The organism is Mycobacterium mantenii, from assembly GCF_001667865.1.
GTDB lineage: Bacteria > Actinomycetota > Actinomycetes > Mycobacteriales > Mycobacteriaceae > Mycobacterium > Mycobacterium mantenii_A.
This window is the reverse complement of sequence record NZ_LZJP01000110.1, coordinates 222,963-248,813: the sequence shown is the minus strand read 5'-3', so window position 1 is coordinate 248,813 and position 25,851 is coordinate 222,963. Positions and strand designations below refer to the sequence as shown.

Genomic DNA, 25,851 nt, shown 5'->3' with positions numbered 1-25,851 from the left:
GCAGCCCATGGAACAGAATCTCCCCTTCGATCTCGATGCCCTGCTGGTGTTCGGCAAGGTGGTGGACTGCCGCAGCATCTCGAAGGCGGCGACGGCGCTGGGCATGCCCAAGTCCACGGTGAGCCGCAAGCTGACCAAGCTGGAATCCGACCTGGGCATCAAGCTGCTGCGGAAGAACACCCACCAGCTGACGGTCACCGATATCGGCGAGCAGATCTACGACCACGCGCTCAACATCTTGACCGAGGCCAACGGCGTCCGGGCACTGGTGGAGGGCAGCAGGCAGGAGCCACAGGGGGAACTGCGGGTCGCCATACCGGTAAGCCTGGGCATCGACTACGCATCCAGGGTCGGGGCCACCTTCCTGAGGCGTTACCCGAACTCACGCTTGGACATTCGGCTGGTCGACAACATGGTCGACCCGGTCAAAGACGGTTACGACGTGGTGTTCGGTCCTGGGCCGCTGCAGGATTCGACGCTGATCGCGCGAAAAGTCTTCGACCTGAACCTGTTTCTCTGCGCCTCAACCAATTTCGTGGGGCAGCTGCCCGGCCCGATCACCGAACCCGCGCAGTTGAACACCCTGCCGTTCATCGACTTCGGGTTCTGCGGACCGCAAAAGCTGGCGGTGACGAAACCGAACGGACGATACGAGCTGTCGCCACGGGTGCGCGCACGGGCCAACAACTTTCAGGTGTGCAAGGAGTACATCCTGCAGGACCTCGGCATCGGCGCCATGCCCACGCAGATCATCTGCGCCGAGGAACTGCGCGCGGGCACCATCGTGCCGGTCCTTCCCGAATGGACCGTGGAACCTCTGGCCGTGCACATGATCTATCCGTTCGAGCTCTCCTTCTCCACTCTGATCAGCGCCTTCTATGACACGGCCTGTGAGATCATCGTCGAGAACATCGCCCGGGCAGAGACCTAGTGCTCGTCCACGGTAAGAGACACTTGCCTCATGGCTAGCGAACCCCCACCTCCACGGCCGGCCGCGGGGAAACCGCCGCGGGAACGCGTCACGCCCGAGGACTTGGAGAGGTTCGGCGACGAGGAGCAGGCGCGCGAGGCATGGGACGAGCGCCGGCTCCGCGACGAGCGACCGCCGCACCACTAGCCCGCCGCGCCGTGACCCGGATCGGGGTGAAAACGGGCATGCGTGCGCAGGCACTGGAGAAGCCCGCCGCCGCTGAGTGAGACTGGTAGCCATGAGTTTCGCGCAAAGGGTTTTCTCGCAGGTGCTGCGAGCGCACGACACCGTCTATCAGAAGACGAACGGCTGGATCGGTCACCGCATGCTGTGGATACCGAGCCTGCTGCTGCATACCGTCGGCGCGAAGACGGGTGAACAACGCACGACGTCGCTGACCTACGCCCGCGACGGTGACAACTATCTGATCGTCGCCTCCAAGGGCGGTGCGCCGCGATCTCCTGGCTGGTACCACAACCTGAAGGCCAACCCCGACGTCGAGATCAACGTCGGCCCAAGACGTTTCGCTGTCACCGCACGACCGGTGCTGTCCGGCGATCCCGACTACCCGCGGCTATGGCAGATCGTCAACAAGAACAACCAAAATCGCTACAACGAATACCAGAAGAAGACGTCGCGACCCATCCCCGTCGTCGTCCTGGCGCCGAAAGGCTAGAACACCGCCACCGCTCCCACGCCCACTGCCCGATGCGGTCCATGTCGGGAGGGTAGACGTCCGTCGGGCCGCGGCAAAAGACACTCTGCCTGCACGCGATGCCTTTGGTCCTTCGGCTTGCATCTCTTCGGCCCTGACAATCAGGGCCGCCCTGGGCGATCCTGCCGGTGGGCACATAGCCGATCAGAAATGAGCTGGAATGAGGCAACCGCCGCGTCGCGGGATCGTGGTAGGCGTCGACGGCTCGGCAGCGGCGCTGGGCGCCGTGCGGTGGGCGGCCCGCGATGCGGCGCTGCGGGATGTGCCGCTGACCGTGGTCCATGTCGTCGATGCCTCCCTACCGGAGTGGTTCGAAGTCGCAGCGCTGGGGACCTTCAAGCAATGGCTGGAACGGCGGGCCCGCGATTACCTCGACTCGGCGGTCAAGGCCGCCGAACAGAGCGCCGGTGATTGCGGCCCCATACAGATCGACAGCAAGGTGTTTCGGTCGGCCACCATCCCGACGCTCATCGACCTGTCCGAACAGGCCGAGATGGTCGTGGTCGGCTACCGGGGGTATGGCGGCGCGTTGGTCCGCAGCTTCCTTGGCTCGGTGAGCTCCGGACTGGTCTACCACGCGCATTGCCCAGTCGCCGTGATCCACGACGAGAAACCGTTGATCGGCAATGTCGCGCGGGCGCCGGTCCTGCTGGGCATCGACGGCTCGTCCGCGTCGGAGGCGGCGACTGCGATCGCATTCGACGAAGCGTCACGACGGGGTGTCGGCCTGATTGCCCTGCACGCCTGGACGGATCTGCGGATTTCCGACTTCAAAGAGGCGTTCCCGAACTTCGATTGGGACGTGGGGCTGTCCACCGAGGAAGAGACGCTTGGTGAACGGCTGGCGGGTTGGCAGGAGCGCTATCCCGAGGTGGGGGTCCGCCGCAGAATCGAAATCGGTGAACCCGCGCATTGGCTGATCGAGGCGTCCGAATGGGCGCAACTGCTGGTGATCGGCAGCCACGGCCGCGGCGGGTTCGCGGGCATGATGCTGGGCTCGGTCGGCGCGGCGGTGGTCAACAGGATCAAGGTCCCGGTGATCGTGGCTCGTCGTTCCTGACGGCATCGAGAGCCGTCGTTGTCCGCCGTCAGCCCTCGACGGCGAACAGCCCCCACTCACCCGCCACACCCTTGAGGACGTGCTCGCCGCGAGCGGCAAAGCGCAGCCCAGACCCGGCGACCAGGTCGACGACGATGCGCGAGACGAGCACCTCGCCCGCGCCGGCCGCTGCTGCCACACGCGCGGCGATGTGGACAGCGATGCCGCTGATGTCGTCGTCGCGCAGCTCGACCTCGCCCGTGTGTACGCCCGCCCTCACCTCCAGACCCAGGCTGCGCAGCACGTCGCGGATCGCCATGGCACACCGGATCGCGCGGGCGGGTCCGTCGAACCGGGCGAGGAAGCCGTCGCCCGTCGTGTTGACCTCACGGCCCTGGAAGCGTGCCAGTTGGCGCCGTACCTGGGCGTCGTGCCTGCCGAGCACCTCCTTCCATCGCTGATCGCCGAGCTCGACCGCTCGCTTCGTGGAGTCGACGATGTCGGTGAACAACACCGTCGCCAGGACGCGTTCGGTCGCAGGCTGCGGCCGGACGCCGGTGAGGAACTCCTCGATCTCATCGAGAACGGCATCGGCGTCGCCCGTAAAGAACAGGTGGTCGGCGCCGTCGACCTCGACGAACTTGGCCCCGGGGATGCGGTCGGCGAGGTAGCGACCCATCTCGAGTCGCACCATCCGGTCGTCGCGCCGATGGAGCACGAGCGTCGGCACCTGAATCGCGGGCAACACGTCGCGGATGTCCAGCTGCGGATAGAGCGCAAAGATGTTGCGCACCATGCCCGGGCTGGCAGCCACCCGCTGCAGCCGCGCCCACCACCGCCGGAAATCGGCGTCGCTCCGCCGGCTCGGAGCCCACGCACCCAACCCGATGCCCTCACCCCAACCCTTGGTACTCACCTCGACCAACGCCGACAGCTGCTCCTCGGTGACGCCAAGTGGGTAGTCAGTTGCTCGGAGCAGGCGGGAAAACGTGCCGTAGAGGATAAGCGCATTCACTCGGTCGGGATGGCCGGCCGTCATCAGCACCGCCATCGTGCCTCCCTCGGAAACGCCCACGAGGTCGGCACGTTCACATCCGGCCGCGTCCATGACGGCGCGCAGGTCATCGACGGACTCTTCCAACGTTGGCGCGTGCATCACCGGATCCGAGAGGCCCGTGCCCCGCTTGTCAAAGATGACGACGCGGCGAAAGGACGCGAGCCGCGAGTAGAAGTGAACGACCGACGGCTCTTCCCACATGATGTCGAGGTGCGAGATGAAGCCGGGCGCGACCACCAGGTCGGGTCCTTCTCCGGTCACCGAGAACGCGATGTTCAGGCCGCCGCTCTTGGCATAGCGGACGTCCGGCGCGACGTTCATGGTCGAACCTTACGCTCGCCTGGGCCGAGGTGTTCCGTCCCGACATTTGGGGCGGATGCCTCATGTGCCGCCATGGATGTCCGGTGGACGATTTCTGCATCGATGAATTTCGACACCGCACGCGAAGCCGCTCTCAGGAATCAGCGACTCCCGTGAAAGCGATTGGGAGGCAGTCATTTTCACCATCGAAGAGCTGGCCACAATTCCACTCTTCTCGACGCTGGGGGACAAAGAACTGGAGTACCTTGCCGGCGCCGTCGAGGACATTCACCTCATCGCCGGGGAGTACGTAGGCCACGAGGGCGAAGGACGGTCCTTGGCGATCGTGGTCGAAGGGAAGGCCGAGCTGACAAAGCTGGTGAACGGAGTCGAGCAGGTGATCGGCGTGCGGCTTCCGGGCGAAGTCGCAGGCGAGATCCCGATGACACTCGGCACGCCGTTGCCCGCCAGCATGCGAGCCGTCGAGCCGTCGCGCGTGCTGAAAGTGACGGTCGAGGAGTTCCACACGCTCGCCGCCATGGCGCCCCAAGTCTCCGAAGCGGTCGGCGCCGCGGCGCTGCGGCGGATGGACATGCTCAGAAGTGCCACCGCGAGCCCCCGCGAGCCCGCCATGTTCGTGATCGGCCCGCGCGTCGACCCGGCAGTGCATGCATGCGACAGCTTCCTGCATCGCAACCAGATTCCTTACGAACGCCTGGATTCGGACGACCCCGCAGCTCTCGAACACACCGGCGGCAAACCCGCCGCCTATCCCGTGGTGGTGCTGCGAGACGGCACCCAGCTGGGCACCCCGACGATGCGGGCGGTCGCCACGGCCGCTGGGCTGACGGTCGAACCGACCCGGAGAAACTATGACGTGGTGATCGTGGGCGGCGGCCCGGCGGGCCTGACTGCGGCGGTCAACGGCGCCTCCGAGGGTCTGCAAACCGGACTGATCGAATCCTTCGCCCCCGGGGGGCAGGCCGGCACCTCGACCCGGATCGAGAACTACACCGGATTTCCGTTCGGCGTCTCTGGTGACGACCTCGCGACGCGGACGCTGCAACAGGCGAAACGGCTGGGCGCCGAGATCGTCGTGACGCGTCAGGTCGAAGGCATCGATCCCGCCGAGATGACCGTCGCCCTCGATGGGGGTGACGTTCTCCGGACGAGGTCGATCGTGCTTGCGATGGGCGTGGAGTGGCGACGCCTGCGGCTCGAATCGATCGATCGGTTCGTCGGCTCCGGTGTCTACTACGGCGCGGCACGCAGCGACGCGGGTCTGGCGCAGGGCAACGATGTGTATGTGATAGGTGCGGGCAATTCGGCCGGCCAAGCCGCCGTGTTCCTCTCCAACCACGCCCGATCGGTCACGCTCGTCGTGCGGGGCGAATCGCTCGGCGAGAGCATGTCTGCCTACCTCATCGAGCAGATCGCAACAAAGGCCAACATCCGGGTGGAAACGCGATCCGAGGTCGTCGCCGCGCACGGAGACGAACAACTCAAGGAGATCGAGGTGGTCGATCGAAGGACCGGCATCACGTCTCGGCGCGGCGCGAAGGTGCTCTTCGTGTTAATCGGCGCCGAGGCGACGACTGATTGGCTCCCACCACAGATCTCGCGCGACGAACACGGCTTCGTGTTGACGGGGACCGATGCGATGAAGGCGGGACCGTGGCAGCCCGGTCGCGAGCCGCTCGCCCTCGAAACGAGCGCCCCGGGCATCTTCGCGGTCGGCGACATCCGCTCGGGATCGGTGAAGCGCGTCGCAGCATCGGTCGGTGAAGGCGGCACCGCGATCGCCCTGGTGCACCGCTACCTGCAGCTCCCTCGCTAGGGCGCCCGATCTGCCGGTGCATCGGGGTCGGCAACTTCCTCGCTCCCGAGTGGGTGGCTAGCCTGCCAAGTATGGTCACGTCGCCTGCCGCGCTCACCGCCGCAGAGCTGGAATTGCGGGAACAGGTTCGGGCATTCCTGGCCGAGACGCTGCCCTGGGGAACGTTCGAGCCTGGCCTCGGGATGAGCGCCGGGGTTGATCGAATGTTCTCCGCCGCGTTGGCCGAGCGTGGCTGGATCGGCATGGCGGTCCCGGTGGGCTACGGCGGCCACGACGCCACCGCCGTCGACCGCTTTGTCGTCGTCGAGGAGCTTCTGCGCTGGGGCGCCCCGGTTGGGCATCACTGGGTGGCAGACCGACAGATCGCGCCGGTGCTGTTGCGTTACGGCACCGAGGACCAGAAGCGGTGGCTGTTGCCGCGAATCTGCCGGGGCGAGTTGTGCTTTTGCATCGGCATGAGCGAGCCCGACGCCGGAAGCGATCTCGCCTCGGTTCGGACGCGGGGTGTGCGCGACGGGGATGGCTGGCGAGTGTCGGGCGTGAAGGTTTGGACGAGTAACGCGATGCGCGCCGACTTCATGATCGCGCTGTGTCGAACCGGGGAGGGCGAACGTCATACGGGGCTGAGCCGGTTCCTGATCGATATGCGCAGCCCGGGCGTGACGGTCAAGCCGATCCCCTACCTGGACGGCAGCACCGACCACTTCGCCGAGGTGATCCTTGACGACGTGCTGGTGTCCGACGAGATGGTAATCGGTGAAATCGGACAGGGTTGGGCGCAGAACGCCAGCGAGTTGGCCTTCGAGCGCAGCGGTCCGGACCGGTGGATCTCGACCTTCCTGTTGGTCCAGGAGTTCATGCGCGAATGGCCGGACCTGGCCGCCACTGCCTCCGGCAATCGGATGATCGGCGAACTCGCGGCCCAATACTGGGTGGTGCGCCGGCTATCGCTGAGCGTGGCCAGGGCGATCGACGCCGGCGGCACGCCCGCCGCCGAGGCCGCGCTCATCAAAGAGATGGGCACCCGTTTCGAACAGGATGTCGTGAGCGCGCTGCGGGGATTGTTGGACCGTGAGCTCGTCTGCGGCCTGGCGCCGGAGCCGTCGCTCTTCGATCGGTTGTTACGCCGCGCCGTGCTGGACTCGCCGTCGTTCACCATCCGCGGCGGTACCAACGAGATACTGCGCTCGGTCGCCGCCAAAGGATTGTCATGAGCGAAAACGAACTGTATGACGCGGCCGCCAAACTGTTTGCCGCGCACAGCCGGTGGCAGGATGTCGACGAAGCCGAAACTACCGGTTGGGCGCCGCAACTATGGAACGCGTTGCAGCAGAGCGGATTCAGTGACGTCCCTATCCCGGAGCGGCTGGGCGGAGCCGGGGGCAGCGTTGCCGATGCTGTGCAGCTGCTGAAAGTGGCGGGAGCACACGCGGCACCGGTGCCCCTGGCCGAAGCCGGACTGGTCGGCGGGTGGCTATTGGCGTGTGCCGGTCTGACACTGCCCGAAGGCGTTCGCACGGTGCTGCCGCCCGTCACGACACTCCGTCTCGACGGTGACCGCCTGTTCGGGACGGCGCCCGCGGTCGCATGGGGTCACCGCGCCGAGCATGTCATCGGGCTGGTCGACGGCGTCGTGGTGCTCGCGCCCGGACCGGCCGCATCATCAGGAGGCCCGGCCGTCAGCCGCGGGGTCAACCTCGCTGAAGACTCCCGTGACACAGTCGTTTTCGACGGTGTGCCGGTAACCGCGGGCGCCGACGCGCCGGACGCGGTTACCGATCAAGCGTTGTGGGAACGCGCCGCACTGGGACGCGCCGCGTTGATGGCCGGCGCGATAAGTGCCGTCGCGGCAATGACACTGCGCTACAGCGGCGAACGTGAGCAGTTCGGACGTCCCATCGGCCGTTTCCAGGCCGTGCAGGCCCATTTGGTCACCATCCACCAGCAGGCCGCGCTCGTCGCATCGGCGATCGACGGTGCGACCGAAGCGGTCGAACTCGGCCGCGGCGGCTTCGAAATCGCTTGCGCCAAAATGCTTGCCGACCGGGCCGCGCAGCTGGTGGCGGCGGCCGCCCACCAGACGCATGGCGCGATCGGAATGACCAGGGAGTATCCGTTGCATTATCTGACCCGTCGCCTCTGGGCATGGCGAGACGAAGCCGGAGGGCATCACCGCTGGGCGGACCGGCTCGGCGGGGCCCTGGTCGCCGGCGGCCCCGACGCCCTGTACCCAGCCATCCAGTCGGGGTCGGAGGTGGTGTCGTGAATCGACTGCAACGCCCGGACGGGGTCACGCTGGCCTATCAGGTGCACAACCCGGACGCGCCGGGCTTGCCGCTTTTGCTCACACACGGTTTCGGCGCCACCGCGGGCATGTGGAACCGCAACATCGATGCCTTGAGCGTCGATCGACCGGTGATCGTTTGGGACCAGCGCGGCCACGGCAGCAGCGATGCACCCGACGACATGGACCGCTACACCGAGCAGATCAGCGTCGCCGACATGGCGGCAATTCTCGACGCCGCGGGTGCCGATCGCGCCGTGCTCGGCGGAATGTCTCTGGGCGGCTACCTATCCCTGGCCTTTCACCTCGCACATCCACAGCGCGTGGGCGCGCTGGTGCTGGTCGACACGGGGCCGGGTTATCGCAACGACGAAGCACGCGACAAGTGGAACGCCTGGGTGGAACGACGCGCTCGAGAACTCGAGCAGGGCGAAGGGCGCGCCGGCGTCTCGGCGGAAGTCGCTCAGGCGTTGCATGAGCATCCCGAGGGACTGCCTCGCGCCGCCCGCGGTGTGATGGCGCAAAAGGACTCTCGCGTGATCACGTCGCTCGACCGCATCACGGTGCCCACGTTGGTGGTCGTCGGCGCCCAGGACACCGACTTCCTGGCCCCGGCCGACTACATGCACCGCAAGATCGCCAATTCCCGCAAGCTGGTCATCGACAATGCCGGGCATGCGGCGAATATGGACCAGCCCGAGACATTCAATGCCGCCGTGCGCGAACTGTTGGAACAGCTGTGACCACTGTCGATGTCACCATCGAATTCGTCGGCCACGTCGCCGTCGTGGAGATCCATCGGCCGCCGGACAACTACTTCGACACCGCACTGATCACGCACATCGCCGACGCCTACGAGCAACTGGACGACGACATCGAATGCCGGGCGATCGTGTTGTGCGCGGAGGGAAAACACTTCTGCGCGGGCGCCGACTTCTCCCAGCCCGCCGAGAATCGTTCGTCACCCAAAGAGCTTTACGCCCAAGCCATCCGGTTGTTCCGCGCCGGCAAGCCGGTTGTCGCGGCGGTGCAGGGCGCCGCGATCGGCGGTGGGCTCGGGCTCGCCCTCAGCGCGGACTTCCGAGTGGCGGCGGCCTCCTCGAGATTTGCGGCCAACTTCAGCCGGCTCGGTTTTCACCCCGGCTTCGGCATCACCGCCACACTGCCGCGTGTCGTCGGCCAGCAAAAAGCCCTCGAGTGGATGCTCACCGGTGAGCGTTTTGGTGGTGAAATCGGCTATGCAACAGGACTTTTCGACGAACTGGCCGCCGACGGCGATGTTCGCCCGGCGGCGATCCGGTTCGCCGAGCGCATCGCCGCCTCGGCGCCCCTGGCCCTCACCAGCATCCGCGCCACGATGCGTGCCGGACTCGCCGAGGCCGTCGCAGCCGCCACCGCCCACGAGCTCGAGGAACAAACGCGCCTTGCGGCGACCGCCGACTTCCGCGAGGGCGTGACGGCGGCGGCACAACGCCGCGCTCCCCTGTTCACCGGTCGCTGAACGTTCACAGCGGAACCGATACGGTGCATTGCATGCGCCGTGTGGACTACGTCATCCAATATGTCGAATCGCTGCGCCCGTCGGTGGCGTTTTACCGCGACGTGATCGGGCTCCGCGTGCGAATCGAGGGCGACGGCTATGTCGAGTTCGAACTGGAGAACACGAAGTTCGCGCTTTTCGAACGCTCGAAGCTGCCCGAGCTCATTGGTCGCGAAGGCGGCAATGCGCCCTGCGGTGAGATCGGCTTCCTGATTGAGGACGTGGATGAGGAAGCGGAGCGGTTGCGAAGGCTTGGCGTCGAGATCCTCACCGGGCCGGTGGATCGACCATGGCATGAAAGGACGCTGCACATCGCCGACCCGGACGGCAACATCGTCGAATTCGCTGAGAAACTGCGGTGATTCTCGCCGTCGACCTCGGCAAGACGTCCTGCCGGGCCGCGACCGGCGGCCGCAGGGCCGAAGGCGCGGGGGCACCGGGGCTCGCGACGCCGGGCGGCGCGCGGGCCGCGGAGGCGGCGATCTGGGCCGTGGCCGGCAAGCTAGTGACAGATCTCGGCCCGGTCGACGAGGTGGTCGTGGGCGCCGCCGGAGCGCTGGCGGCGCCGGACGCGGCGCGAGCACTGGGCGATTCGCTGTCGGCATCGCTGCGGACGGAGCGCGTCACGGTAACCAGCGACGCCGTGATCGCACACGCGGGCGCGCTGAACGGTCGGCCGGGCGTCGCACTGATCGTGGGCACCGGCGTCGTGGCGCTGTCGATCGACGCGAACGGCGCCCTGCGCACCGCCGACGGTTGGGGCCCCTGGCTGGGCGACGAGGGGGGCGGCGCGTGGATCGGCGCCGCCGGGCTGCGCGCGGCGTTGCGCGCCCACGACGGCCGCGGGCCGTCCACTTCGTTGCTCGACGCCGCCCGCGCCCGCTTCGGCGCGCCGGAGACCTGGCCCGGGCAGCTCACCGGTGCCGCCGCGCTCGCGTCGTTCGCGCCCGACGTCCTGGCCGCGGAGGGCGACGCGGCGGCGCTGGCGATCGTCAGCGCCGCCGCCCAGGCGCTCGCCGCGACCGCCCGCGCGGCCGGAGACGGGCCGGTGGCGATGGTCGGCGGACTGGCGGGGGTCTTCGACGGGGTCGACGCGCTGCGGGCGCGGCTCGACCTCATCCCTGCCGCCGGCGACGCGCTTGATGGCGCGCTGCGACTAGGGGGGATCCACGAGCCGTATTTGATTCGCGTGCAGGCGGATCCGGAAGTCCTTGTCCCGCATGGGCTCGATGCGCTGGCCACCGAAGGCGTGCGACCAGACCTTGACGACCTCGACGCGCGGCCCATCGCCGAGGTCGTCGCGCTGCTCGTGGCCGCCGAAGCCGAAGCACACGGCGCGGTGGCGGCGGCGGTACCGCGGATCGTTGCGGCAGCCGAGGCGATCGTCGCGCGGCTAGAGCGCGGCGGCCGCCTGATCTACGCCGGCGCCGGAACGCCCGGTCGGCTCGGGGTGCTCGACGCGGCCGAATGCGGGCCCACATTCGGCACCGACCTGGTGCGCGGCGTGATCGCCGGCGGGGCGGCGGCGCTGACCGAGGCGATCGAGGGCGCCGAAGACGCCTTTGAACCAACCGATCTCGCCGACCTGACCGCGTCCGACGTGCTCGTCGGGATCACGGCGTCGGGCCGCACGCCGTACGTGCTCGGGGCGCTCGAGCACGCGCGCGCGGCGGGCGCCCTGACCGTCGCGATAGTCAACAACCCGAGCAGCGAGGCGGCGGCCGACGTGATGATCGAGCTGCTGACCGGGCCCGAGGTGCTCGCCGGGTCTACCCGGCTCACCGCGGGGACGGCGCAGAAGGTCGTGCTCAACGCGCTCTCGACGAGCGTGATGATTGCGCTCGGCAAGGCCTATGGACCGCGGATGGTCGACGTGCGCGCGACCAATGCGAAGGTGCGCCGCCGCGCGGTGCGGATCGTCCGCGACGCGGCGGGTGTCGACGAGGAAACCGCGGCCGCCGCGCTCGCCGCCGCGGCCGGTCACGCCAAGACGGCGATCGTCGCCCTGGTCGCGGGTGTCGACGCGTGCGAGGCCGCCGCCCGACTCGACCGGGCACGCGGACGCGTGCGGGACGCGTTAGGCGGGAGATAAAGCAAGACGTCCCGCGGGCCGGCGTCACGCCCGTATCGTGAGGACCGTGTGTGAGCCCGCGCGCGGCGGGCCAGCTCGTGTCAGCCGCCGTCAGCTGCTGGCGCTGGCCGGCGGTGCCGGCGTGGCGTCCCTGGTAAGCAGCTGTTCGAGTGCGACGTCGGAGTCCGGCACGCCACCGTCGGCTCCGGCTCCTCCCGCGACATCGACACACAGTGCACGCCTGACCGCTACGACTTCGGCACTGTTGCTATGCCGGGACGCCTGGGGCGCGCGGCCGGCCCGCTCCGGAGGGAAGCGCCACACCATCACCCGGATGACCCTCCACCACGAGGCCGTCGTCCTGGGCGAAAACCGCAATGCCCCAAGCCATCTCCGGCAGGATCAGCGATACCATCAGGACCAGCACGGATGGATCGACATCGCCTATCACGTCGGCGTCGACCGCAATGGCAACATCTACGAGCTGCGGAGTACCGAGATCGCGGGCGACACCGCGACCGACTACGACACGACGGGCCATTTCCTGGTCCTCTGCGAAGGAGACTTCGATCAAGAGGCAGTGCCGGAGGCCCAGCTGCAAGGAGCGGCTCGCGCGTTCGCATGGGCGGCCCAGAATTTCCACGTTTCGACCGACACACTGGCGGGCCATCGAGACCTGGCCCAAACCTCATGCCCGGGTGGAAACCTGTACGCCCACATTTCCTCGGGCGACCTCAAACGGCGCATCGACGACCTGCTCGGCGCGGGCGGGGTGGACCTGCAGCGCTTCTGCGGTCCCGACGCGGCCGCAAGAGTCGCGTCGATCGAGGCCGGCAACTGAGCGGCGCTCCCCCTGAGGCGCTGGTCGGCGGAGTCCGCCGGGACTCGAATTGCCGCCGACGAAGGAATGTTTGTCGCCGTCTACAGCGGGCATCCCGGTGACCAGGCGGAAAAAGGGGTCAGCATGTCGGTCACACATCTCGGCGGTTTCGCCACTGCCTGCCAGGAGGCCGTGCGGGCCGTCCTGCATGCCATCACCGCTCAGGGAGAGGAACGCCGAGGGCACCTCTCGGACGCCAAGGTCGCAGTCGACATGGCGCTACGCGATGCCCATAGCGGTGAGGAATGGTACCTGGCCCAGCACCTGCGCCAGGGAATCAAGGATGTGGAGACCCGACTGCGTGACGCTTCCTAGTCGCCGGCCATTGCCCATCGCGACAGCGGCGGCGCAACCATAACGAGGTTCAGCCTGCCCACACATCCTCGACGTAGTGGTCGGATTCGATGAGACCGTTCAGCCAATCGCGGGCCTGGTCGCCGCCGGCGCCCGTCCGTGCCCGATAGATGTCGAGGAAGGACCCGCGCACCGCCGGCGCCATCCGTGCGCCGTCGCCGCACACGTAGACGTGGGTGTCCTTGGCCGGGTCGCCCAGCAGGTTCCACACCTCGTCGGCGTCCGCGGCGATCCGGTCCTGTACATAGCGGACCCCGTCCTGCGGCGCACGGGAGAAGGCGGGGCGCATCTGCACGATACCGATGGCTTCGGCCTGCTCGAAGCGGTCTCGGAAGATGTAATCGACCTCCGGATCGCGCACCCCGAAGAAGCACAGCGCCGGCTCCACCGGCGCTCCGGCACGTTGTGCGGCGAGTCGGTCACCGAGGAAACCGAGAAACGGTGCGACGCCGGTACCGGCGCTGACCAGGATCACGTTCTTGGCCGGATCGGCACCGGCCCGGAACGCCTGCCGAGCCGGGTCCACCCGTGCCCGGATCACTTGTCCGGGTTGGACTGTCGCGAGGTAGTTGGACGCGACGCCCTTGAACAGGCCGTGACCGGAACGAGCCGGCGCGTCGAGCACACTCACGACCAGTCCTACCGTGCGTGGTGAGAGCATTGACGATGACGCGATCGAATAGTGCCGCGGCACCATGGGATCCAGCAGCTCGAGGAGTTCGGCACCGGTGAGGACACAAGCCGGGTATTCGTCGAGGCACTCGAACACGCTGAGCGGGCAGCCGTCTGGGGCCTCGGCCAGTTCGTTAAGCCGTTGGCGCTCTTCAGGATTGCTGTTGGCCGCCGCAAGGCTTCGTAATTGACTGCTGGTCACCGGTTTCCGCAATTCGACGAAGTGTGTGAGCAGTTCTCGTGCGCTGACCTCTCGATCCAGCGCGATGAGCCGCCGTGAGCTGCGCCGAGGGTTGATCGCCAGCCTCAGTCCAGGGTCGATGCCGAGTTGCGCCAAAACCGCGTCGACCACCTCGGGTGGGTTGTCGGCCATCACCGTGAGGTGATCGCCTGTTTGGTAGTCGACGCCGTCCGGAAGGTCGACGCGGACATTGGTTTTGGCTTGACCCAGCCCGGGTCTGACCAGTTGGGTGTTCTCGACGATGGTCATCGGGATCACCGACGACCGTGCGTCCATCGCCGCGGTCACCGGCCCGACGATCCGGCGCAACTCGTAGAGCGGTTCGGCCGCATCCGTGAGTGGCGCGGCGTCGGGGTCTCCGAAGCGTTCGGCCAACGATGACCACAGCGCGGCGGCGAACTCCTCGATGGTGCCGACCATATCCCCCGAAGTGTCGGCTCCTGCCCGCGGTACCAGTCGGTTGGCTCCTAGCTCGCCGAGGCGATCGTCGATGCGCTGCGGGATCGCCTGGTAGGTGTCCGCCCAGTTGTGGTCGCCCACACCGAGAACCGCGACATTGGGTGTCGGACTCAGCGTGGTATCCGCGTCGAGCAGCCAGGTGAGGAAGGCGCGCGCGTCGTCGGTCGGCTGTCCGTTGTACGAGGACGCGATGATCACGACGGCTTCGGCGTCGGGGAAGCCACCAACGGCATCGTCGAGGGGGGCCACCGTCGCCGCGCAGCCCAATGCCGTGGCGTCGTCAGCGAATTGGCGGGCCAGCGCGCGGCAGGTGCCGAGGTTCGAACCGAACAAAACGGCCAGCCTGGTGCCGGCCCTGATAACCGTTGGGCGCTGCGCTTCGTTCGGTCCGGCCGCGGCCTCGACGGCAGCTGTGTCGGTCTGGCGGTCCTGCGGTGTGCGCCGGAGGACCTCGAGTCGGAATCCAACCGGCCGGCGGCTGGTCGGGGTTTCCCATTGCGGCACATAGTGGTAGGCATCGATGAGGCGGTAGCGATGGACGAGCCGGGCCAGCGCTATGGCCGCCTCGTGCAGCGCGAACTGACGGCCGATGCAGGATCGCGCACCGGTGCCAAAGGGTTTGAACAACGCGGCCGGCCGGGAAGCCGAACGTTCGGGAGCGAACCGGTCGGGATCGAAGAGTTCGACATTGTCGCCCCACTGCGGCTGGCGGTGCAATGCCCCGGTGAGCACCGTGACCGCCTCGCCGCGCTTGATCGGATACCGACCACCGATCACGGTGTCGTCCAAGGCCATTCGATCGAAATTCAGCACCGGCGGAGACAGCCGCAGGGTTTCCTCGATCACCTGCCGCAGATAGGTCAGCTTGCCGATGTCGTCGTAGCCGGGCAAGTAGTCGTCGTCGGTTCCGAAAACGCTGTCCACCTCGGCCTGCACCCGGTGTAGCACCGTCGGATCGCTGACGATGTTGTACAGCGTGTTGGGCATCAGCTCCGATGTGGTGAGCTGCCCCGCGATCAGGAAGGTCATGATCTGATTGCGGATATTCTGCGTCTCGAGCACCGGTTTGCCGTCCGGATCCTGTTGCAGCATCAGCGCCAACAGGTCGTCAAACTCACTGTCACCCGATTGATGCTCGGCGATCAGTCCGTCGATGAAGGTGTGCAACGTGGCCAATTCTTCGGTGAACACCGGAGTAGGCGTGTCAGATGTCAATTCCCCCAGCGCGGTTGTGAAGCTCTGCGGGATCGGAGCCAGGCCGGGGCATTCGAAAGATTCGAAACGCGAACCGAATCCGGCGAGTGCCACGGTGTCCATGGCCAGCTTCTGCAAGTCGGTGGACACATCCACCGGCCCGACTCCCGTGCTGGCGTCCCACCGCTCGATCAGTTTGCAGTTGATGTCCAGCATCGCCGGGTGGTAGGCGCGCAGGCCCGCGTAACTGAAACCCGGTAGCAGCACATCGTGGGCGCGCTGCCAGTTCGGTTCGCCGTGGTAGGCCGTAAACAGGCCGTCACCGGCCAACGGCCTGACTCGGGCAAGGGTCGCCGTCAGATTCTTGGCGAAGCGGCTTTCGTCGCAAAGCTCGGTGACGAGCTCCAGCGAGCACGCGTAGAGCTTCCTGAAGCCCCCGTTGAAGTCGGCGTAGAACAGCGGACCGTGCAACTCGCCGAGTAAGTCCACGGGCAACGCCCGGGGACGGCCGACCAGACGATCCGGGCCAGGTAAGGGCCCCTCGGCGGAGGGGATGCCGGGAAGGTCCGGCGGCGACGACGCACGGAACTCGGTCATGCGGGCAGCATAAGTTTTCGTGTGGCGACTTGGTCAAGAATCGGGCCAGAACGGCGGCGCCAGTCACGATTGACCTCAACTTCGGGGTTGCATCACCGTCAAACAGGCTGGAGCTTTCACCCGCACTCACTCCGGCGTCGCGGTCCGCGGTCACTGCGGAACACTGTGGCGGCGTAAAGTTTCGCTTTCGGGTCTTGACGGCGTCAAGCGAAGTCATCATCCAGTGTTCGAGCGAGTCAGCTAGTGGCTCGCAGCCTTTTTCGCTCCTCGAGCTCCACTTCGGTAACCCGTTCGAGCATCGGTAACCCTGGTGCGCGGAAAATCGTGAGGACGAAGCTGCAGGGAATGTCAGGCCGGTGGTTGGCGTCCTGATAGTGGATCACGTCGCCGCCGGGTCCCCAGAACGCGTCTCCGGCGCGAAGGACGCGTGGAGCTTCCCCCTCGATCTCGAACAACATCTCACCCTCAATCATGTAACCGAATCCCGGCCCGCCGGGAAGGCGATGTGGCGGGTAACCGGGGGCACCCGGTGGATGGTTGATGAGAACGGTCGACACGAAGGCATCGTCAGGAATCAATGGTGACCGTACTTCCTGCAGCACCTTCATTGTTGATTTCGATTCGGAGTTAGTCATATCCGGCACTTGTTACCCCCTCACGGTTGCGTGGCGACCGACCACGCCGGAAATCGGAGCGAAGAAAGCTAACGCTCCGAGCGCACACTAGAAACTTGGCCACCTGCCTGTTGTGCGGGCAAGTGCAGGTCACCTTGGCGATGAGATCATCTGCTTGACAGTTGATCTCCTGGACTGCGGCGGCTCGCGTCGATCCAGTCGGAGAATCGAGTAGTGAAGAGGGTGGCGTTCTCGTCGGGTGCGAGGCTGTGATCGTCGATCACCGCACCGAAGTACGGCGCCTGGGCGTCGGTCACGACGCGACGTTGATCACCCTTGGCGGCAAGGCCCGTGCGGACGAAGTCGTCCATGCCCATCACTTCGGGCCCGGCGATCTCCGTTACTCCGTTGATAGGCCGCCCGGCGGCCGCGCGCGCGACGGCGGTGGCGACATCGTCGGCGGCAATAGGACGGAACAACGCGTGCGGCAACCTGACAATGTCTCCCTCCGTCGCGGAATCGGCCAAGCCAACTGCGAATTCGTAGAAGGGAGTTGCTCGCACGATCGAATAGGACCGGCCCGAATCCTTGATCAGGTTTTCCTGAGCTGCTTTCGCGGTGTTGTAGCCGCTATCCGGCATGACCTGCGCACCCACCACCGACAACGCCACATGGTGTTCGACTCCGGCTTCCCGTTCAGCTGCAAGGAGATTCGTGGTCGTGGTGGTGAAGAAGCGCATCACAGGTTCATCGTCGAACTCTGGCGAATCCGCGACGTCGACCAGGACATCAGCACCGACGAGCGCGCTGGCAAGGCCTTCACCGGTGAACGAATCGACACCTGATCGGCGTGAGGCGATGACGACGTCGTGGCCCTGCGCGCTGAGCTTCGACGCGACTTTCGAGCCGATCAGCCCGCGACCGCCGATGACTACGATCTTCATGATGCACCTTTCAGAGTTGCGTTGAACTGGTCAATTCGTTTTCCTGCCTTCGGCCGCCGATCGAATCCCTGAAAGCACCAACGATCCCTTGCCCGGCGCAGCCCGGTTAGGTGCTGTCGGGCGCAGCGGGCCGCGACACCGGGCGGAGCAATCCCTGATATTGGTCGGTCACCAGATCCCGGTATTCAGGATGGCGCAGGATGTAGTCACCCGTGATCTTGCACCGCGGAATAACCGTGTGCCCGGCCCTGCGGATCAGTGTGAGCACACCACTGATCATCGCTGAGGAGACACCCCGATCACGCCAGTGCGTATCGACTTCGGTGGCCATCAACACGATGTGGCCGCGGTAGCGGCGGTAGGGCTGCCGACCAATCACCTGGTCGTCTACGGTGGCCTCGAACCGCCCTCCTTGGGTGTTGTCGGTGATGATTGCCAGCAGCCCATCGTGAGCACTGCGTTCGATACTGCCCATCGGCGTTGGTGATTCACTCACAGCCAAAAATCCCTTCCATGTCATCACAGGCGTCAACTCGGCCGACGTCAAGCTCGTGCACCCGCGTCCTCATAGGGTTGCCCGGCCTCGCTCGTCGGTGACTGCCTGTCATTCCAGTCAGCAGCGAATTGTGTTCGGAATCATCCTGCAGAGTGATGCCCTGAGCACCAACTGGCGCACGGGAGGTCTAGCGGTCAGCCGACGTCCTCCTCGTCCTGGTCAAACTCTTCGCGTGCCACACCGTAGAACGATGGGCCGTCGTGTGGGCTGCCACTGATCTGACCGCGGTGGCGCCGGGGCCACAGCGGCGGTTCCTCGGTGTAGCCGAACTCGGGCTCCTCAGCGGCTAGGCGCTTGTTCAGCGTCAGATTTTCCGTCGGCGAGATCCAGCGCAATGGTGCGTCGACCACGATGTCACCGTCGTCGTTGCGCACCTCGTCGGAGTCCAGAGATTCGCTGGGACCCAGGGTGTTATCGGGCCCCGGGTCGTCGTAATCACCGTCCATGGTTGTCCTCCTTGATATTTCGCTGACGCACGGATGGCTTTAACGTCGACTTTGCTTGTCTATACAGGGATTTCGGACCCCGCAGTTCATGATCAAACAGGTTCCCCGGGGAATTTCAAGTTGAAGCGTCTGCATAGTTCGGGGACACTGTCGACATCCATCTCGAGGTCGTATCGCGTACAGAGGTCATCCAGGTTGTCGGTCGATATCTGGTCCACGCCGCCGCGATCGGCAAGCTCGTCGAAGAACTGCTCAAATCCTGCGGGCGAAATGATCTCAAGGATGCGGGCGGGCTCATCGCCCGCGTTCCAGAACGTATGCCATTGGCCTCGTGGCTTGAAAATGAAGTCGCCGGATCCACCGTAGAGGACCTCGTCGCCAAGCAAAGCGCCTACGCGTCCCTCGATGATCCAGCTGTACTCATCTTCGTTGTGGTGGCGATGAAGCGGTGAGGCTAGCGCTCGTGGTGACATTGGATGCTCGAGGACCGAGAAGCGTCCTTGCGCGTGTACCCAATCGACGATGTGACGGACACCGATCGTCCCAAGGAACACCGACTTGCCCTCGGTGCGGCCGACGGACTTAGCCGTCGGGCCGCCTGGCCTCAAGATGTCATCTGTCGCGCCGGCCGCGGCCGACTTCGTGTTGTGTTCGCCTGACACGGATGCTCCTTAGCTAAAACGCGGACAATTGACCTGCGCGCCAACCTCTTCCGGGCCGGCTCGCTATAGGCAGAGGACATTCGTCGGGTTAGTTGCGGCCGGCCATGATGCCGCCGTCGACGTTGAGAATCGCGCCGGTTACCCAGCTGGCCGCCTCGGAGAGCAGATACGTGACGGCGTTGGCGACGTCGGCGGGGGTGCCGACCCGCCCCAGCGGATGAACCGGCGCGAAAGCGTCGAGCGTGGCGTCGATCTTGTCTATCGGGACCCAACGCTCGAGAGCGGGGGTTTTCACGGCGGCCGGTGCCACCGCGTTGACGCGGATCTTGTGCCCGGCGAGCTCGATGGCCAGGTTATGGGTGAGCGCATGCAGGCCGGCTTTTTGCATCGAGTGCCCAGCGGATGGGGTCAGACCGAGCGCCTGATGCGCCCACATGCTGCCGATGTTCACGATGGAGCCGCCCTCCCCGTGAGCGATCATGCCCGTAACCACGGTCTGGGTCAGGAAGAACAGGGCATAGTTGAGCTCCATGTAGGAGTCGTAGTCCCTCGCGTCGTACTCGAGAAACGCCTTGGGGATGAAGAATCCGGCCGCGTTTACCAGCAGTGTCGCGTCGCTGTGATCGCCAGAAAGCGCGCGCTGAACATCCGCGATCGCAGCGCGATCGGTCAACTCGGCGGCGACGCCCCAGGCTGCGCCGCGCCGGCTCGTCAGCTGAGCGACGGTGTCATCGACCCGCGCTTTCGAGCGTCCGACGATGACCGCGCTGCCGCCGTGATCGACGACGTCGATCGCGACCTGCCGGCCCATTCCGGCACTGCCGCCGACGACAACGACCTTTTTGCCCTCAAAATGCATATGCGGGTTCCCTTCCTGGTTCCCCTGACGGCTCCGGCTTTACCGCATTCTTCGCATCGGCGACACCGGTTTGGCCGTCGGCTGGGGCGCCCCGCAACCGCGGTGACAATCCCGTCCGGTTCTGGTCGTCCTGAGCCTGCAGCCAGGCGGGGTGAACTGTCATCACCCCAACCCGCTATTCACCCGGGTGAGTCGACCGGACCCGATGGCGCGTGGCCGCGCTTGCGAAAGATTGTTGGCTGTCAAGCCGAAACCAGCACCGATCGAGGGCCGTGGCGCGTACCCTGACCTCTATGGTCAAGACCAAGACCAGGGTCTGCGTACATTGCGGTCATACGTTCGATCCGAACGACCGATGGCGTGACCTGTCCGATCCGGACTGGCTTCCGGCCGCATCAATCTATTGCTCGCACGAATGCAGTGACCGGTTCCATTGCGATCTGGGGCACTGCTGCTCGACCCACGCAAAAGCGAAGGCTCGGCGCGAAAGCACACGCTCCTCCATGGGTTAGGAGGGCATGGCGGACCCTACCGGCTGCGGATCCGACGGGGCCGCGTGCCGCGGCTGGTACAGCAGAGCACGAACCAGCGGGCGTGGCCCGACGGACCGAAGCATCTGGCTGGCCGGCCGGACCCGTACCCGCTTCGGCCACCAGAACCAGCGTCCCATCACCGTCATGATCGATGGCGTGATGAGCGATCGGACGACGAAGGTGTCGAACAACAGACCGATGCCGATCGTCGTGCCGAATTGGCCGATCGCCCGAAGATCGCTGGTGATCATCGTGGCCATGGTGACGGCGAACACCACACCGGCGGCTGTCACCACCGGGCCGGTCACACCCATGCCGCGGATGAGTCCCGTTTTCAGGCCGGCTCCGATCTCCTCCTCGATTCGCGACACCAGCATCAGGTTGTAATCGGATCCCACCGCTAAGAGCACGATCAACGCGAATTCGGTTGCCACCCAGTGCAACTGGAAATTGCCAAGGTGCTGCCAGACCAGTGTCGAGAACCCGAAGGCGGCCCCCAACGACATCACGATGGTGCCCACGATGACGCCCGCCGCGACCAACGCGCGGGTGACGATCACCATGATGATGAAGATGAGCACGATCGAGGCCACCCCGGCGATCATCAGGTCGTACTTGGCGCCGTTGGCGATGTCGTAAAACGTCGCGGCCGTACCGCCGAGGTAGATGTCGGCATTCTCCAGGGAGGTGAGTTTGATTGCCTCCTTGGCGGCTTGGCGCTCCTGATCGACAGACGCGATTCCTTTTGTCGTTGCCGGATCCACCGAGTGAGTGATGATGAAGCGAGCGGCCTTACCGTCCGGCGACACCATCAGGCTCAACCCCAGCAAAAAGTCTGGGTTCTGGAAGATCTCGGGGGGCAGGTAGAACAGGCTCTCCACCTGGGAGTCGTTGAAGGACTTGCCCATCACGGCGTTCGTGTCGGTCAGTCGGTCGAACTGATCGATCAGGCTGTCGAACGTGCTGTAGATGGTCAGCGTCGTATCCCGGATCGACTTCGAGACAGCGATATTCTCGGGAATGATCGCCAGCAATTCGCGCGTGGCCTTGGCCGTGTCGGTGAGGTCGCTGGTGAGGGCGTGGAATTTTTCGGCCAGCTGATCGAACCCGTCCAGCGCGTCGAAGAGCGATCGTAGCGACCAGCAGATCGGGATGTCGAAGCAGTGCTTCTCCCAGTAGAAGTAACTGCGGATCGGTCTCCAGAAGTCGTCGAAATCGGCAATGTGATCACGGATTTCGTCCGTGATGGCCGCGGTCTCCCCCGTCGTTTTCGAGCTGTCGTCCGCGGCGTTCGCGAGCTTCTGGGTCACCGCGTACTGGCGCTCCAACAGTGCTATCTGAGTGTCGAGGAAGCCGGTGATCTTCTTGATGTCTCCGACGCGGTCCTTCAGGTAGTTCAGGTTGCTGCGGATCGGCGCGCTTTGCACACTGAGCTGGAACGGGACGGATCCGTCTTGAATCGGCGGGCCGAGAGGCCTGGTGATGCTCTGCACCCGTTCGATGCCGGGCACCCGGAAGATGGCACCGGCAATCTTGTCCAGGACCAGCATGTCTCGGGGATTGCGCAGATCGTGGTCCGATTCGATCATCAGCAGGTCTGGGTTCAGACGAGCTTGGGTGAAGTGTTGATCGGCCGCGGTGTACGCCTGCGCTGACGAAGCGCTCTGCGGGAGGTAGTACAGGTCGTTGTAGCGCGGGGTGAAGCCCATCAAGCCAATCGCACCGACGATCGCCAGGATGACGGAGGTCGCGAGGATGGGCGCCGGCCACCGCACGATGGCCGTCGCCAAACGGCGCCACCGGGTGTAGTTGAACTCGCGCTTGGGATCGAAAAGGCCGAAGCCGCTTGCGAAAGCGATCAGCGCCGGCGTCAGCGTGACACCGGCCGCAACCACGACCAGCAGACCCACCGCGCACGGAAACGCCAGCGAACTGAAGTACGGCAACCGGGTGAATTTCAGACAGGCCAGCGCCCCGACGATCGTCAAACCCGAGCCCAGCACCACCTTGGTGACACCGGCGAAGGTGTCGTAGTAGGCGGCTTCGGAGTCCAGCCCCCGTTCGCGGGCCTCCTGGTAGCGACCGACCATGAATATCGCGTAGTCGGTGCCCGCCGCGATGGCCAGTGCCGTCAGCAAGTTGACGGCGAAGGTCGACAGCCCCATGATGCCGGTGTCGCCCAGCAGCGCGACCACGCCGCGACCGGTGGCCAGTCCGACGAACAGGATGACCATCGTCAGCAGCACCGTGCCGATCGATCGATAAACGAACATCAGCATGATCGCGATGATGATGATGGTGATGATCGTCATCTTGGCCAGGCTCGCGTCGCCGACCACGATCGTGTCGGCGGTCAGGGCGCCCTGACCGGCGACGTAGGCCTTCACCCCGGCCGGCGGCTTCGAGTCCGCGACTATGTTGCGAACCGCGGCAACCGATTTGTCGCCGATCGCGCCGCCTTGGTCACCGCGCAGGTTGACCTGGACGTAGGCGGCCTTGTGGTCGTAGCTCTCGACACCGGAGGCCGTGAATCGCTGTCCCCAGAAGTTCAGCGCATGCTCGACGTGTTCGTGGTCCTGCTGGATCTTCTTGACCAGATCGTCGTAGTACCGGTGAGCGTCCTCGCCGAGAGGCTTGTCACCGACCAGGGTCACCAGGACGAGGTTGTCGGAGTCGTACTCCTTGAATTTCTCGCCGATGTGCTTCATCCCGGTCACCGAGGGGGCGTCGGATGGCGAGAGCGGCACCGAGACATCCTCGGCAACCTTCTCCAACTGCGGGACGAAGACGTTGACGCCGACCGCGATCAGCAGCCAGGCCACGACGATCGGCAGCGCCAGGACGCGGATGGTGCGGGCCAGACGTGGTTTGCGCTCAACTGCGGTGCGTTGGGCGACGGGGATTCTGTCGGTGTCGCTCGTGTCGTCGGTCACGCGGACTTGTCCAAGCAAGAAACCTGCGCGTCCCGGGTGTTGGTCTGTTGTTGATCGACCAACTTGCCGTCGACGGTGATGCGGCAGCCTATGGAGGGACTGTCACCCTGGGCGACGACGTAAGCGAAGATGCCGGGCATCTGAGCGACGATCGTCTTCGACCACGGCAAGGTGGTGAAGCTGGCTTTCTGCGGTAATGACTCCGCATCCATCCAGTTGACGACGCCCGTCGTCCCGGGCGGTCCCAGAATTTCGTAGATGGCGGTCTTAGCCGCGTACGGCGGGGTCGCGTCTCGGGGATCGGGCTTGGGCAGGCCGGGTCCTGGGAAGACGCCGTTGAGTCGGATAACCGCAACGCCGCCGACGATCAGTGCCACGGCCACGACCAGCGGAACCCACGCCCGCTTGAGAAGCCTCAACACTGTGTTCCCCGATTCGGAATGGTGGACCGGCTTACATCAAGACATCTCTTCGCGTGCGCCACGGCTAGCCGAACGCCGTCGCGGTCGAATTGATTCCCGGGCCGGTCGCCACACCGACGCGCTGCAGCAGCAGCGCGCATCTCGCGGCTGTCAATCCAGTCGGTTGCAGTGTTTGTCACTATTACCTTTCACGGGTGAGCGATCACCGCGGAGGCGATGGTTCGATCGCGGCCGAGGGGCCGCTGGCCAGGGCTGGTTGCACACCGGGCCGGTCGCGGCACAACGCCGCGATGTCGCAGGGCACAGGTTGGCACCCGCCAGGGGGGTTGGTTATCAACAGCGCGGCGCACAGCGCGCCCAGGGCAAACAGCGCGGCGCTCGCCTCTAACACGCGGGCGAATCCGGCAGCGCTCGTGCCAACGCTGATCAGGGCCATGGACCCGATCGACATCAGCGCGGCCAGCCGTGAGACGGCGTTGTTGATCGCCGACGCCACGCCGCTCTGTTCGGTCGGCACCGAAGCCAACGTCACCGACGTCAGCGGTGTGATAGTCGCGACCAGCCCGATGGCCAGCACGGTCATCCCGGGAACCAGGTCGGTGATCGCGTGGAATCCAATGGGTTTCGGGCGGATCAGCAGCAGCCCGATCCCCGCCAACGCGGGTCCGGCGATCAGGAACGCGCGTGGCCCCACCCGCGCGGCGATGCGGCCGACGTGCTTGGCGAACACGAACGACAGCGCCGGGATCGGCAGGGTTGCCAGTCCGGTCGCGGTGGCCGAGTAGCCGCCGACTTCTTGGGTGTAGAGGGCGATGGCCAGCGACGCCAGTGTCAATGCGCCATAGGCGAACGCGGTGACGAGATTGGCCGCGGCGAAGTTGCGAAAGGTGAACAGTGCCAACGGAAGCATCGGAGACATGCTGCGGCGCTGCCACCTCACGAAACCGGCAAGTGCGGCTATCCCGATCACCAGCGGTGCGATGACCGCCGGGTCGGTCCAGCCGCCACGTTGCGATTCGATCAACGCATACACGGTCGCAGCCAGCCCTACCGCCGACAGGCCCACCCCGGCGGTATCGACGCGGGCGCCTCCGACGCGCCCCGACATCGGGCACAACCAGAACGTCAGCGCATAACCGACCGCCATGGGGATCGCCGACAACACGAAAATCCAACGCCAGCTCAGGAAATCGACGCACAATCCGCCCAGCAGAGGGCCCAGGGCGAAGGCGGTTCCTGTCCACCCGGTCCAGACGCCGATCGCCGCGGACTGGTGCGCTTTGTCGAACACCGTGTTGATCAGCGCCAGCGAGCCCGGCACGAGGAAGGCCGCACCCAGACCCTGGATCAGGCGTGCGGCGATCAGGATCGCCGGTGACATCGCAGCCGCCGCCAGAACCGAACCCACCCCGAAAGCCAACAGCCCGAACCGCATCACTGGAACGCGTCCGAACAGATCCGAGATGGACCCGCCGGGCAGAATCGCAGCCGCCATCGCCAACAGGTAGCCGTCGATGATCCATTGCTGCAGCGCCAGGCCGCCCCCGAGGTCGTGTTCGGTGGCCGGCAAAGCCAGGTTGATCACGGTGGAGTCGAGGAACGCGACCATCGACACCATCACCGCGACCACCATCGCCCGGCTGGTGGGTGCCGCCTCGCGCAATGTCACTGG

General features: G+C 65.7%; 24 protein-coding genes and 1 pseudogene. 14 read left to right on the top strand and 11 right to left on the bottom strand.

What is annotated here, in order from left to right:
• Positions 1-7 precede the first annotated feature (7 nt).
• The 4 genes from A5688_RS21840 (at position 8) to A5688_RS21830 (ending at position 2,745) form a co-directional block, all read left to right on the top strand.
• Positions 8-931 carry a LysR family transcriptional regulator gene (locus A5688_RS21840; protein WP_067912638.1) on the top strand — a complete coding sequence of 308 codons (924 nt, stop codon included), beginning with the start codon at positions 8-10 and terminating at the stop codon, positions 929-931.
• A gap of 30 nt (positions 932-961) precedes the next feature.
• Positions 962-1,117, top strand: a complete 156-nt coding sequence (locus A5688_RS27820) for a hypothetical protein (RefSeq protein WP_165606963.1) — start codon at positions 962-964, stop codon at positions 1,115-1,117.
• A gap of 91 nt (positions 1,118-1,208) precedes the next feature.
• A complete protein-coding gene (locus A5688_RS21835) occupies positions 1,209-1,646 on the top strand; it encodes a nitroreductase family deazaflavin-dependent oxidoreductase (protein ID WP_067912641.1) in 438 nt (145 codons plus the stop codon).
• Between the two features lie 199 nt (positions 1,647-1,845).
• Positions 1,846-2,745, top strand: a complete 900-nt coding sequence (locus A5688_RS21830; protein ID WP_067912644.1) for a universal stress protein — start codon at positions 1,846-1,848, stop codon at positions 2,743-2,745.
• A gap of 28 nt (positions 2,746-2,773) precedes the next feature.
• Here the strand turns inward: A5688_RS21830 and A5688_RS21825 are convergent, their stop codons facing one another.
• Complete coding sequence (locus A5688_RS21825) at positions 2,774-4,102, bottom strand: adenylate/guanylate cyclase domain-containing protein (protein ID WP_067836726.1); 1,329 nt, start codon at positions 4,100-4,102, stop codon at positions 2,774-2,776.
• Positions 4,103-4,241: 139 nt separating this feature from the next.
• Between A5688_RS21825 and A5688_RS21820 the strand changes: the two genes are divergently transcribed.
• The 10 genes and pseudogenes from A5688_RS21820 to A5688_RS21780 all read left to right on the top strand — a co-directional run bounded on the left by A5688_RS21820 (position 4,242) and on the right by A5688_RS21780 (position 13,008).
• Positions 4,242-5,918 carry an FAD-dependent oxidoreductase gene (locus tag A5688_RS21820; RefSeq protein WP_347559127.1) on the top strand — a complete coding sequence of 559 codons (1,677 nt, stop codon included), beginning with the start codon at positions 4,242-4,244 and terminating at the stop codon, positions 5,916-5,918.
• A 71-nt stretch (positions 5,919-5,989) separates the two neighbouring features.
• A complete protein-coding gene (locus A5688_RS21815; RefSeq protein ID WP_067912649.1) occupies positions 5,990-7,132 on the top strand; it encodes an acyl-CoA dehydrogenase family protein in 1,143 nt (380 codons plus the stop codon).
• Complete coding sequence (locus tag A5688_RS21810; RefSeq protein ID WP_067836734.1) at positions 7,129-8,184, top strand: acyl-CoA dehydrogenase family protein; 1,056 nt, start codon at positions 7,129-7,131, stop codon at positions 8,182-8,184. The genes A5688_RS21815 and A5688_RS21810 overlap by 4 nt, the downstream gene beginning before the upstream one ends.
• The gene (locus A5688_RS21805) at positions 8,181-8,945 is read left to right on the top strand and encodes an alpha/beta fold hydrolase (protein WP_067912651.1); all 765 of its coding nucleotides are present in this window, start codon (positions 8,181-8,183) and stop codon (positions 8,943-8,945) included. The genes A5688_RS21810 and A5688_RS21805 overlap by 4 nt, the downstream gene beginning before the upstream one ends.
• Positions 8,942-9,703: an enoyl-CoA hydratase/isomerase family protein gene (locus A5688_RS21800; RefSeq protein WP_067912654.1), complete on the top strand. Its 762-nt coding sequence runs from the start codon at positions 8,942-8,944 to the stop codon at positions 9,701-9,703. The genes A5688_RS21805 and A5688_RS21800 overlap by 4 nt, the downstream gene beginning before the upstream one ends.
• Positions 9,704-9,735: 32 nt before the next feature.
• Positions 9,736-10,104, top strand: coding sequence for a VOC family protein (locus A5688_RS21795; RefSeq protein ID WP_067912656.1), 369 nt, complete (start codon positions 9,736-9,738; stop codon positions 10,102-10,104).
• A pseudogene (locus A5688_RS28595) lies at positions 10,101-10,805 on the top strand (BadF/BadG/BcrA/BcrD ATPase family protein); the annotation flags it as partial. The gene A5688_RS21795 and the pseudogene A5688_RS28595, both read left to right, overlap by 4 nt.
• 126 nt (positions 10,806-10,931) lie before the next feature.
• Positions 10,932-11,834: an N-acetylmuramic acid 6-phosphate etherase gene (gene murQ / locus A5688_RS28590; protein ID WP_067912754.1), complete on the top strand. Its 903-nt coding sequence runs from the start codon at positions 10,932-10,934 to the stop codon at positions 11,832-11,834.
• A gap of 244 nt (positions 11,835-12,078) precedes the next feature.
• Positions 12,079-12,654: an N-acetylmuramoyl-L-alanine amidase gene (locus A5688_RS21785; protein WP_278184217.1), complete on the top strand. Its 576-nt coding sequence runs from the start codon at positions 12,079-12,081 to the stop codon at positions 12,652-12,654.
• 123 nt (positions 12,655-12,777) lie between these two features.
• Positions 12,778-13,008: a hypothetical protein gene (locus tag A5688_RS21780; protein WP_131811936.1), complete on the top strand. Its 231-nt coding sequence runs from the start codon at positions 12,778-12,780 to the stop codon at positions 13,006-13,008.
• 49 nt (positions 13,009-13,057) lie between these two features.
• Here A5688_RS21780 and A5688_RS21775 read toward each other — a convergent pair whose 3' ends face one another.
• The 10 genes from A5688_RS21775 to A5688_RS21730 form a co-directional block, all read right to left on the bottom strand.
• Positions 13,058-16,210, bottom strand: coding sequence for a bifunctional cytochrome P450/NADPH--P450 reductase (locus tag A5688_RS21775; RefSeq protein WP_067912659.1), 3,153 nt, complete (start codon positions 16,208-16,210; stop codon positions 13,058-13,060).
• 236 nt (positions 16,211-16,446) lie between these two features.
• Positions 16,447-16,818 (bottom strand): cupin domain-containing protein, encoded by a 372-nt coding sequence (locus A5688_RS21770; protein WP_431768077.1) that lies wholly within the window; start codon positions 16,816-16,818, stop codon positions 16,447-16,449.
• A gap of 173 nt (positions 16,819-16,991) precedes the next feature.
• On the bottom strand, positions 16,992-17,768 hold the full coding sequence (locus A5688_RS21765; RefSeq protein ID WP_067912666.1) for an SDR family oxidoreductase: 777 nt from the start codon (positions 17,766-17,768) through the stop codon (positions 16,992-16,994).
• Between the two features lie 106 nt (positions 17,769-17,874).
• The gene (locus tag A5688_RS21760; protein ID WP_242660339.1) at positions 17,875-18,315 is read right to left on the bottom strand and encodes a GNAT family N-acetyltransferase; all 441 of its coding nucleotides are present in this window, start codon (positions 18,313-18,315) and stop codon (positions 17,875-17,877) included.
• 143 nt (positions 18,316-18,458) lie between these two features.
• Entirely contained in the window at positions 18,459-18,770 is a 312-nt protein-coding gene (locus A5688_RS21755; RefSeq protein ID WP_067836755.1) for a hypothetical protein, read from the bottom strand.
• 92 nt (positions 18,771-18,862) lie between these two features.
• Entirely contained in the window at positions 18,863-19,432 is a 570-nt protein-coding gene (locus A5688_RS21750) for a cupin domain-containing protein (protein ID WP_242660340.1), read from the bottom strand.
• A gap of 88 nt (positions 19,433-19,520) precedes the next feature.
• Positions 19,521-20,291 carry an SDR family NAD(P)-dependent oxidoreductase gene (locus A5688_RS21745; protein WP_067912670.1) on the bottom strand — a complete coding sequence of 257 codons (771 nt, stop codon included), beginning with the start codon at positions 20,289-20,291 and terminating at the stop codon, positions 19,521-19,523.
• Between the two features lie 508 nt (positions 20,292-20,799).
• Positions 20,800-23,757, bottom strand: coding sequence for an RND family transporter (locus A5688_RS21740; RefSeq protein WP_067912673.1), 2,958 nt, complete (start codon positions 23,755-23,757; stop codon positions 20,800-20,802).
• A complete protein-coding gene (locus A5688_RS21735; protein WP_207546719.1) occupies positions 23,754-24,176 on the bottom strand; it encodes an MmpS family transport accessory protein in 423 nt (140 codons plus the stop codon). Before A5688_RS21735 ends, A5688_RS21740 begins: the two co-directional genes overlap by 4 nt.
• 205 nt (positions 24,177-24,381) lie before the next feature.
• Positions 24,382-25,848 (bottom strand): MFS transporter, encoded by a 1,467-nt coding sequence (locus tag A5688_RS21730; protein ID WP_242660341.1) that lies wholly within the window; start codon positions 25,846-25,848, stop codon positions 24,382-24,384.
• Between the last annotated feature and the right edge of the window lie 3 nt (positions 25,849-25,851).